Here is a 9,835-nt window from a genome sequence, read left to right as displayed (position 1 = left end):
TTCCTTGCCAGGTTGCGCCGCAAGTCAAAATGCTACAGCAAGTGCCAAAAGATGTTGGAATATTCCGTAAGGCTTCTGATGGCTAAAAGAAATAATGAGATTATCTATAGTTAATTAGCAATACCTGGCAAATATACCTGCTGCCGGTATTGATACGGATTTTCAACGGGTCAACGATAATACCAGCGCGCCTCATGTATTTGATTGACACCCATGTCATCAGTGAAATCAGAAAAGGCGAGAAGGCAAATGCGGGTGTTCGCCAATTTTTTGATGCCGCCAGCCATGATAATACTCCGCTCTTTATTTCATCAATCACTATGGGCGAGTTACAAAGAGGCGTTGATTTGATATTTCATCGCAGCGATACCCTGCAAGGCAACCTCCTGGAAAACTGGTTAAATTCCATCCTCGCTCATTACCAGGACAACATTCTCAGCATTGATAGTGAAATCGCCAGGATATGAGGAAAACTGCGAGTTCCAGACCCTCAACATGCGCTTGATAAACTCATTGCCGCACCCGCATTAATCTACGACCTTACTGTTGTGACTCGAAATATAAAAGATTTCGAAAGTACCGGCGTTCGGTTTCTGAATCCATTCAGAGAATAAAAATTACTCGGATTGCCATAGTAACGAAGAGGGTACTGGGTGGCCAGCTCCAACCAGGACCGCCAATTTGATCGCTTTTTGCACAGGGACTTCCTGCAGGTGATAACGATGATAATCATTGGTACCGGGTACCAATGTCAACATCTTTGCCGGGGGTGGATCGGAATATTAGGGTGCGGCAATTCTGATTCGAATAAAGTGGCGATGTCATTAGAAACCCTAAGCACAACAAATCCTCTAAAAGTGAGGGTTAACTTAACATTAGATGATATACAGAAACAAAAAATCCAACAAATCACCATTCTATTGCAGACCCTCCTGAAATAGGGTAATTAAGCGGAAACTATATAATCATTTGTTAAGCTTTTAAAGAGGGAACAGAAATTAAATGACAGACGATGTAATAGCTTTTGCATGCGAAAAACTTAGTTATAGGGATAAATTACGCCTTGCTCAATTGTTAATACAAATGGCAAGAAAGGAAGAAGAGAATGCAAACCCGCAAAATCGATCAGAATCAGAAGCTACTGCAAAATGTCCAAAAATCACTGAAAAACAGGTGTTTGACGAAATTGACACCATCGGATACGTGGTTGAAAGGCTTTTGAAATTGAAACCGAGCAAGAAAAAGACGTTAGTCAATTCAATAAAATCAATGTTTCAATTCCAAGGCGGCGTTTCAGATTCGGATATCGACACTATTATTCATGAGCTTCAAAAGCGTAAACATATAAAAATTGAGCAAAACAGTGTCAGTTATTTATAATCGAATTCAGCTTGACTCTTGAGGCAAGTTATCCTTGTCTAAGCTCTTCAATTCCCCACGTCATTAACGGAGAAAATTCATGGAATTATCAGCAGTTTTAACGCCAACTCTCGAAGGGGGATATATCGCCTTTAATCCAGAAACCGGCACAACTACGCAAGGCGAAACCGTTGAGGAAGCATTGATCAATTTGCGCGAGGCAACCGAGCTTTATCTTGAAGAATTTCCTCTTACCATCGTTGGACGTCCCTTGCTAACCTCATTCCAAGTATCGGAACCTGCCTAAATTGCCGGTTGTGTCGGGGCAGAGGTTGTGCGGACATTGCAACGATTGGGATTCGTAGTAGCACGACAGCGGTAGCCATATCGTGATGCGGCGAGGTTCCTCGGGTTGCGTCGTGCCAAACCACCTCGAACTAAAAGCTGGAACACTGAGTGGGGTTCTGAAACAGGCTGGTATTTCCACCGATGAATTCGTTGCGGCGCTCCATGCTTAACCATGCGCTCCAGTCGACTCCGCTAACGCTACGCGGCTGAGCTTTGCGTTGTGCGCCAAGGACTACCAAGTCCGCAGAGTATTGATTAAATTTGAGTAACAGCTATGCCAACAATTTCAATGTTCTACGGTAATATCATCCGAATGTACTTCGCGCCGAGTGAATCCGCCTCCGCATTTTCATGTATATTACGGCGAGCATAAGGCGACGGTGGATATTCGCACATGCGAATTAATTTAAGGCAACCTGCCAAGAAAGCAGACAAAACTTGTCTTGGCATGGGCGGAACTCCATCAGGATGAGTTGATCGCCGATTGGGAGTTGGGGATGAATGGTGAAGATCCATTCAAGATTCAGCCGCTTCAATAGGAGGCAAGAGTATGTATCCGTCAGTAAAGGATGTGGTACCCACTGAAGACTATATGCTTTCTATCGACTTTGATAATGCGAGCGTGGCACTTTAGACATGAAGCCGTTTCTGGATTTTGGTGTTTTTCGGCGGCTAAAGGATCGCAGTGCATTCAAGCGAGTGCGCGTTGCCTTTGACACTATAGAATGGGATTCAGGAATCGATCTGGACCCTGAGTTTGTATATGACAAGTGTCAACGAACGAGTGCACAACAAGGCGCTGCAGCCGACGCAAAAAAGCCTCGCGGCTGAGCGCTGGCATTAGACATCACATGAGCACCCGCGATTGGATCACCGCCTCATTAGAAGAAGCTCGGTCTCGAGACCAAGATGCGTTTGGTCGAGCCCCACCGCTTCCGGGCAATCCTGGCGGGAATCTTTGCTGAACGAACCAACTATTCGAACGATGCAATCTTACGGCTGTGGTGGCGGGAGGGGCTGAAGGAGCCTGTCGCCTACACGGTGCCGCCAGACCCAATCGCTTTCATCCGGCGTCTCCTTCGGCAAGACGAATCTGTTTGGTTGGTTGCCGAGGATGAAGGCGACAAGACGATAGGTAACTTCTGGCTGTACGAGGGCACAGTTTCCGCAGTCTTGCAGGAGTGTCCCGCGTTTGAGTACTACATAGTCGAGAAGAAGATGGAGAGGCTCATCTGCGAGAACCCTCACGGCCTTGCCTCCACGATCGGCTCAGCTCAAACGTTGAATGCCCGCTTTCAGGAAGACCAGTACTACACAGAAATTTTATGACGCTCTCTTGATGGCCGTTCTTCACTGCCTTAATTGATTTTAGCTAATGTCTGGTTAGGATAAGGTGATTAACGAGGATCTAAAGTCATAATCTCTTTGATTTAATTTTTGTAAAAATCACCAAACCTGTTCGACTTCACTATTTACTTACGCATGTGTTCAAAAAATACCTCGTTGTACGAAGATCGCCTCTGACTGCCTCCCCGGTTTTGCATGCCCTCCAGGACTACTGAGCACGCTTCCTTGAGTGTCTGATTTTATCCACCGACGCCCGCGCCGCAGCCGATACTGAATATAATTCAAGCTCATCAAAATCGCCTTCCTCAACCGGCCTCAATGCCATATCGGTATAGGCTCGGTCATCTTTTTTGACCCGCCTTAAGATACGTGTAAAGCTCAGGTACAAGCCTAAATACTGCAGATGTTCGCGGATACTGCTGTTGATATAATGACTATAAAAAGCCATTCGCTTTTCGATGGCTAATCCGGAACGGCGATCCCGCCGGTACTTGCGCCGAAACAGCCCGCCTTCCAGTGGGTGGATGTTTCCCACCTTGGGAAAGGTATAAAATAGCAATAGTTTATGCATCAACGACCTGAGATCACACCCCCAGGCTTTGGCACGGCGCAGAATGGTTTCTACGTGTTCCGGAGTGTAATAAATATCCCAGGCTCGGCGATAGGTAGCGGCTAGTTGTTGTTTAGACATCAGGGGATGCTCGGTGATGACGTGTTCCAGGTCATACTTATTCATATCCGCATCCATGACCACACCTTGCTCATATAATTGTTTGTGATCTTGCGACCCTGGCAACGGCGTTAAAATGAAAAATTCCAGGATATCAATGGGTAATTCACGTTGAATGATCTTGATGTCGCGCTCGATGGATTCGGGTGTATCGTGGCTGAAACCGAGGATAAAACCAGCGTAAGTGACTGTGCCAATATGATGCCAGGCCTGCAACAGGGTGCGATATTCTGTGATACGATTCTGACCTTTGCGAGCCTCTTTTAAGGATTCCGGGTTAATATTCTCCAGACCAATAAATACCCGGTTGACACCTGCCAGCCCAGCCTTTTCGATAAAACCCGGGATTTTATGGCACATCGTATCGACCTGGATGATGAGGTTCATCCGCAAGCCATTTTGCTTGCGCAGCTTGATCAAGCGATCCAATATCGCCTCCCAATTCAAATTCCTGGCGAAATTGTCATCGGTGATAAAAAAATTGCTAACGCCTTGAGCTAAATTGGCGTGAACGATCTGCTCTATATCATCGGCGCTGCGGAAACGCGATTGCCGGCCTTGTACATTGATAATGGTGCAAAAACTACACAAAAATGGGCAGCCCCGGCCAGCATCAAAAGTCGTACGCGAATTGGCTGTCCATTTGAGTAATTTTTTGGGCAGAAACGGCGTAACAGTCCCCGTCAACCCAGGTAGATCATTCATGTAATTATACAAAGGCTTAAGCTCCCGGCGATAAGCCGCCTGCAGCAGGGTGTCCAGACGACCTTCCAACTCGCCGGCAAATAAAGTGATGCCGAGATCCAGTGCTTCCTGAAGATCGGCGGGCAACTCCGGCAACATAGCCAAGCAAGCGCTGACATGAAAACCGCCAATCGCGACCTGGATGCCTGCAGCCCTGAATTGACGGGCAAGATCCAGCGCGCGGGGGAACTGATTGGTCTGCACCCCCACTAAGGCAACCAAGCCGAAGCCGCCGGATTTTTCAATGCGTTTGCTTATGCTTGCAGGCTTGATTCGGGTGTTGGTTTCATCATAGGCGCTGAGCTTGATATCGACGTTTTCCCCCAGTACGCGACGGGCAACACAATCCAATGCAATACCATTAATAACGGCCAGTGAATTAGACGGGATTGCGGAACGGATCCATTGGATGACGTAGCCATCGTCATCGTAATGGGAAGGCTTGATCATTGCGAAATGAAAATGGGTATGGCTCGATTGCGGTTTGATAATCATTCGATGTCCAGGTTTTTAAATTCAGCTCATGGGAAATCAACCCGCATCCCGGTGCTGTAGGGCGTTGTTAAATAATTCAGATTAGTCCTGCCGGTTTGGTAAAACTGATCTTTTGAATCCGCGACTCAATAACGATGCCCTGTAGAACGGATGGTTAGCCGTTGCTTCCTCAGCCGGATGAATCAATGACCCGTGTCGCTTATGAGGTCGTAATAGAGTTTTTGTTCAACAAAGTTCGGCCTGTTGAGGCAGTTTCCCAATCACCGCTACCGTTTCACTATCAATTTGTCGGTGTTTACTGACCAATCATTATTCTGTCAATAGGGGTGTTGGTGTCCCTTCAGGCTCGGTATGTCTCGATGTCTTCCAGATTTATGACAGCGCTTTTTATTTTTGCTTCGATGTTGAGTCAGCTCAACGTTTTTATAGCTCTTATCCAGTAATTTTTCTGCGACCAACGCTTCTTTTATCCAGCGCTGGGTATATCGATAATTACTATAGGGCTGTTTTTGCCCTCTTTTAACTTAAAGATAGACTTTCAAAATAAATGAATTAAATAGATTGGATAGTTATTTGACAGGCTGCTTTTGGCATTCTCAAAATTTGAAACAGGTAGATGCCAGGGCCCGCTTGTGGCCCGTTCGCGTCCCTTCCCCTGCAATTCAATCGACTTCTGTCAGTGACAGGCTTTGGCCTTTATCTTATGCGGAAAAGAGTTTGTCGATAAAAAACAGTTGTCTCCGCATGCTTGTCAAGTAAGCTTGTCTACTGTGGCTGGAGTGCCCACAGGTTGCTGGTATTCCACCGCCTTTTAGATCACTGTCCTTTGACCGGTTTTCGCTGATGAGAATATCGCCTCCACGACCCGAATATCGCGCAGTCCTTCCTCGCCAGGCGCCAGCAGAGGTTGACCATGTAAAATAGCGAAGGCATCGTCATCCATTTGCCTGGCTTGCTGACTGTTCAGGAAGGCGTCTAATGTTTTGCCGTCGCTGGTTGAGCCACGGATACCGCTATACGTCTGGAAGGGTTCCAGCTGATACCAGCCTTGTTCGCAGTTCACGCGCAGGGAATTCATGCTCATCGCGAAGCTGGTCTGGCACTGCGCCTTGATGCCGCCTGGAAACTCGAGATCGAAGGTCATCGTTTCGTCGACATCCTTGAAAATTACCGGACGAGTCGTCGACTGTCGGGCGGTCACCGCTATTGGCTCTTCACCGCTGCAATAGCGCGCGGCCTGCAGCGAATAAACCCCCATGTCATACATGGCGCCGCCCCCCATGCTCTTTTTCTGCCGCCAGTGGCCGGTTCGATTGTAGTAGAATCCGGCGGCAGCCGATATCGATTTGAGCGGCCCATAGACTCTGTCTTTGCCGAAGCGGATCACTGCCTGGGTATTGGGCTCATGCTGCATGCGATAGCCGATCGCCAGCTTGACCTTGTTATCCCGACAGGCCTTGAGCATAGCTTCGCACTCATTGACCGTCAGCGCCATCGGTTTTTCGCACCAGACCTGCTTGCCGGCATTGGCCGCGCGGATGGCGTACTCCGCATGCAGGGCATTGGGCAGCACGATATAGACGACGTCGATGTCCGGGTTGCTGGCGATCTTATCGATCGATGGATAGTCATAAATATTCCGGTCAGGAATGCCATATTGCCGTTGCCACTGCTCGGCTTTGGCGGGTGTCCCGGTGACAATTCCGGCAAGATAACAGTACTTCGTTCGCTGCAAGGCCGGGGCTAGAAGGTCGGCGCTGTACTGACCCAGCCCCGCCAGGGCGACGCCCAGACGCTCCTTGGCAGGCCCAGCGAGGCCATTGAGTCGTGGAAGCGATAAAGCACTGGCGCCTAAAATCACTTGCTTAATGAATCTTCGACGGGCAGGAGTTTGTGGTTTCATAGAGAGTCCTCGATAAATAAAGCGGCACACCATGCAGATTTTGCCTAAGGCACTGCAAATGAGGATTGAAAAGGAGTCACTCCGCTCCCGTCAGCAACATAAATAGCCTTTTTAGTTAAGTGAAAAGTATAAAAAAATTGGCAGCTTGTCAATTTTGATGGGGTTAACCACCTCTATTCGGACCGAACTGAAGTCCGATATATTTTCATTCGACAAGTAACCGCTTTCTGAAGCTCGGAAGGACATTGCAAAAAGGGAAGAAACGACCCGTTGCAGTCTTTCACTCGGATTTTTTGAAGGGCAATAATTAGCCGTATAGCGGCCAGCTGCTGAGTTGCTTGGGCAAGTCAGTTGCAAAAACAGGTATTGAAGTTATCCAGACCTGTTTAGCGTGAAAATTATGCAGGTTATCCCGCCTGGTCAATCAAGTTCTTCGTCTTTTTTACTATACTTCAGTTTGGCAACCCAGACAGTTCAAGTGTAAATATCCAGACTTAGATAATAATTTGTTAGCCCTTGGAGCAAATATCATGAAGATCCGCAAGGAAAGCCCATCGGACGTCGCAGCGATCGAGGCCGTGACTATCGCGGCGTTTCAGAATGCAGCTCACTCCAGCCATACGGAGCAATTCATTGTCAGGGCGCTGCGTAACGCCGGTCAGCTAGCTGTCTCGCTTGTTGCAGATGACGATGGCTCGGTCATTGGGCATGTCGCGGTGTCGCCCATAGCCATCTCGGGTGGCGCGGAGGGTTGGTACGGTCTCGGACCCATCTCGGTGGCACCGAAGCGCCAAAGGCACGGGGTTGGCTCTGAACTCATGGGGCACGCGCTGACGGAACTGCGTAGGCTGGGCGCGGCAGGATGCGTCGTCCTTGGCGAGCCTAGTTACTACTCGCGCTTCGGCTTCAGAGCGTAGCCATCGCTTGCGCTGCCGCATGTGCCGGCACAGTACTTCCAGGCCATTGCCTTCAACAATTCGGTGCCGTCCGGCACCGTTTTGTACCATGAATCGTTTGCGGCCGAGGTCTAACAATTCATTCAAGCCGAACTTGCTTCGTTCCCCCAAAGCCATGGCAAAAAAGCATGCCATAGCTTTCCCTCCACTACGCAAGTCGGCTTAACTCAGGTGTTGAATGGCGGCTCTCTGGCTTTTACCCGCCATTCCATCGAAATTCTTGATCGTCTCTTTTTGGCCGAAATTTCCAGTCCAAAATCCAACGAAATTCAAATTTTTGAGTGTCCGCTTCCGATAAAATTACCAGCGGAATTCTCCCAAAATAAAAGATTGCTACTTTAGCGAATAATAAAACCTCATTTTCACAAAAAAAAAATCAACAACCGGTTGTAATGAACCCTGGCAAATGGGTTCTTATTAGCCTTCAACCTGATACAAAGCTCTTTAATTTTATTTCATATAAATATTACCTATTGAATTCATAGATGTTTTTTAATTTTTACTTTATGGCATAGAAATAGCTTGATACTTATGTGTTAACAAAAGGAAACAACGCTTAAAAAATAGCCGTGAACAGCCTTATAACTATGACAGAAACTTAACTTTAACTAAGCAAAGAGAAAATCATGAAAAAAAGATTTCATAAAATGGCGGCATACACTGCGTTGATTTTGTTTTCATCAATTCCTTTTACCGTAGATGCGCTTGAAGATGTTGAAAAAAAACTAAGTCCGGTTGCATCACTCGTGAATAAGGATAAAAATTCCTTAACGATCAGGCGCAAATTGTTGGCCGAAAAAAGCCAGCTAATTGTCACTGAAGCCCGGGATTCTATAACCGGTACTCAACAAGCTCTGATAGATTTAGAAAAAAAGGACTCCAAAGCGGCTCTTTCACTATTGCAGGACGTATCTAAAAAATTAGGGGTTATTTTGGAAAAAAATCCTTCTCTGAGATTAGTGACTGCTGATATAGAGGTCGATATTATTGATTTTGAGGGCGATGGGAACACCGTCAAAAAAGAGATTAAACAAGCTGATAATTTGCTTGATCATGGAAAACTGCAAGATGCCAGACAAATATTGGATGGCTTGGCGAGTGAAATGCGAATCACCACGGTCAGTATTCCGCTTGGCACTTATCCTTCAGCTATTAAAAAGGCGATAGCTCTAATCGATGCTGGAAAAGCAAATGAGGCAGCGGTGGTTTTGGATGATGTTTTAAATACCCTGATTGAGCAAGCAGAAATCATCCCTTTACCCTTACTGCATGCCGAAGAACTGTTAACCGTTGCATCCGAATTGGAACACAAAGAAGATTTGTCTAAGGAAAAAAGCAGAGCCGAAGTATTAAAGTTTGCTGATGCAGCAAAAGAAAATCTAAAACTGGCGCAGTTGCTGGGCTACGGCAGCAAAGATGATTACAAGCTGCTTTATACGGCAATTGATGAAATTAAAGAAACGATACATTCCGAAAAGTCAGCATCAACCTGGGCGAAAATCAAGCAGACTCTGTCTGACTTGAAAAACAGGCTCACACGAGCCATAAAGTAAACGCTGATAGAATGGTCTTAATTCACTTCCCAAGGAATGGCTTGTCAGAAACACAAACCAACGTAAGAAACGCTATCCCAGCAATCTGAGCGAAGGGGCCTGGAACTGTCTGAAAGCCCACTTATTATACTGCTGGAGCCATAACCGAACCTGGGAGCGTTTACACAAGTTGTTGCGCGCACCGTTGCGCGAAAAAGGCGGTCGTCACCAATGCCCAACGGGGGCTTGTTTGGACAGTCAAAGCGTCAACTGTACGGCTTTCCCGGCGAACGACGCTAGCCCGGATATCTCACAATAAAAGCGGGCAAGTCCGTTTATATTTGTTAAAATTCAGTTGCTTAGATTGAATTCGAACAAGGACCTGCCCATGACAAACTGTACCACAGCCAAAGTAGAATTT

General features: G+C 47.0%; 9 protein-coding genes and 2 pseudogenes. 9 read left to right on the top strand and 2 right to left on the bottom strand.

The features are described from left to right. The 7 genes and pseudogenes from HUX64_RS19955 to HUX64_RS17965 all read left to right on the top strand — a co-directional run. Nucleotides 1–114: pseudogene (locus tag HUX64_RS19955) on the top strand (IS1 family transposase); the annotation flags it as partial. Between the two features lie 80 nt (nt 115–194). Then, nucleotides 195–467, top strand: a complete 273-nt coding sequence (locus HUX64_RS17995; protein ID WP_217426609.1) for a PIN domain-containing protein — start codon at nt 195–197, stop codon at nt 465–467. A gap of 535 nt (nt 468–1,002) precedes the next feature. After that, the gene (locus HUX64_RS17990) at nt 1,003–1,380 is read left to right on the top strand and encodes a hypothetical protein (protein ID WP_174627572.1); all 378 of its coding nucleotides are present in this window, start codon (nt 1,003–1,005) and stop codon (nt 1,378–1,380) included. Nucleotides 1,381–1,459: 79 nt separating this feature from the next. After that, nucleotides 1,460–1,666, top strand: coding sequence for a type II toxin-antitoxin system HicB family antitoxin (locus HUX64_RS17985; protein ID WP_174627571.1), 207 nt, complete (start codon nt 1,460–1,462; stop codon nt 1,664–1,666). A gap of 79 nt (nt 1,667–1,745) precedes the next feature. After that, nucleotides 1,746–1,877: a type II toxin-antitoxin system HicA family toxin gene (locus HUX64_RS17980; protein ID WP_281355353.1), complete on the top strand. Its 132-nt coding sequence runs from the start codon at nt 1,746–1,748 to the stop codon at nt 1,875–1,877. Between the two features lie 159 nt (nt 1,878–2,036). Beyond that, nucleotides 2,037–2,246 (top strand): annotated as a pseudogene (locus HUX64_RS19950) (DUF4160 domain-containing protein). A 370-nt stretch (nt 2,247–2,616) separates the two neighbouring features. Continuing rightward, nucleotides 2,617–3,036: a DUF6756 family protein gene (locus HUX64_RS17965; protein WP_174627570.1), complete on the top strand. Its 420-nt coding sequence runs from the start codon at nt 2,617–2,619 to the stop codon at nt 3,034–3,036. Between the two features lie 226 nt (nt 3,037–3,262). On the opposite strand, the gene HUX64_RS17960 is transcribed toward HUX64_RS17965, so the two are convergent. Continuing rightward, nucleotides 3,263–5,023 carry a B12-binding domain-containing radical SAM protein gene (locus HUX64_RS17960; protein ID WP_174627569.1) on the bottom strand — a complete coding sequence of 587 codons (1,761 nt, stop codon included), beginning with the start codon at nt 5,021–5,023 and terminating at the stop codon, nt 3,263–3,265. 811 nt (nt 5,024–5,834) lie between these two features. Continuing rightward, nucleotides 5,835–6,926 carry a Gfo/Idh/MocA family protein gene (locus HUX64_RS17955; protein ID WP_174627568.1) on the bottom strand — a complete coding sequence of 364 codons (1,092 nt, stop codon included), beginning with the start codon at nt 6,924–6,926 and terminating at the stop codon, nt 5,835–5,837. 530 nt (nt 6,927–7,456) lie between these two features. On the opposite strand from HUX64_RS17955, the gene HUX64_RS17950 reads away from it, so the two are divergent. Together HUX64_RS17950 and HUX64_RS17945 are read left to right on the top strand one after the other, a co-directional pair. Then, entirely contained in the window at nt 7,457–7,843 is a 387-nt protein-coding gene (locus HUX64_RS17950; RefSeq protein WP_246247123.1) for a GNAT family N-acetyltransferase, read from the top strand. A gap of 665 nt (nt 7,844–8,508) precedes the next feature. Further along, on the top strand, nt 8,509–9,435 hold the full coding sequence (locus HUX64_RS17945; protein ID WP_174627567.1) for a YfdX family protein: 927 nt from the start codon (nt 8,509–8,511) through the stop codon (nt 9,433–9,435). Nucleotides 9,436–9,835 lie beyond the last annotated feature (400 nt).

The sequence above is a fragment of the Candidatus Methylobacter favarea genome (assembly GCF_902806695.1).
In the GTDB taxonomy this organism is placed as follows: domain Bacteria; phylum Pseudomonadota; class Gammaproteobacteria; order Methylococcales; family Methylomonadaceae; genus Methylobacter_B; species Methylobacter_B favarea.
The sequence above is the reverse complement of the archived record's forward strand: the minus strand, read 5'-3'. Positions and strand labels throughout refer to the sequence as shown.

Excerpts from the sequence above, each read along its gene's own strand:
- HUX64_RS17945 (WP_174627567.1), top strand. The coding sequence starts at position 8,509 with ATGAAAAAAAGATTTCATAAAATGGCGGCATACACTGCGTTGATTTTG.
- HUX64_RS17990 (WP_174627572.1), top strand. The coding sequence starts at position 1,003 with ATGACAGACGATGTAATAGCTTTTGCATGCGAAAAACTTAGTTATAGG.
- HUX64_RS17995 (WP_217426609.1), top strand. The coding sequence starts at position 195 with ATGTATTTGATTGACACCCATGTCATCAGTGAAATCAGAAAAGGCGAG.
- HUX64_RS17950 (WP_246247123.1), top strand. The coding sequence starts at position 7,457 with ATGAAGATCCGCAAGGAAAGCCCATCGGACGTCGCAGCGATCGAGGCC.
- HUX64_RS17985 (WP_174627571.1), top strand. The coding sequence starts at position 1,460 with ATGGAATTATCAGCAGTTTTAACGCCAACTCTCGAAGGGGGATATATC.
- HUX64_RS17960 (WP_174627569.1), bottom strand. The coding sequence starts at position 5,023 with ATGATTATCAAACCGCAATCGAGCCATACCCATTTTCATTTCGCAATG.
- HUX64_RS17965 (WP_174627570.1), top strand. The coding sequence starts at position 2,617 with ATGCGTTTGGTCGAGCCCCACCGCTTCCGGGCAATCCTGGCGGGAATC.
- HUX64_RS17955 (WP_174627568.1), bottom strand. The coding sequence starts at position 6,926 with ATGAAACCACAAACTCCTGCCCGTCGAAGATTCATTAAGCAAGTGATT.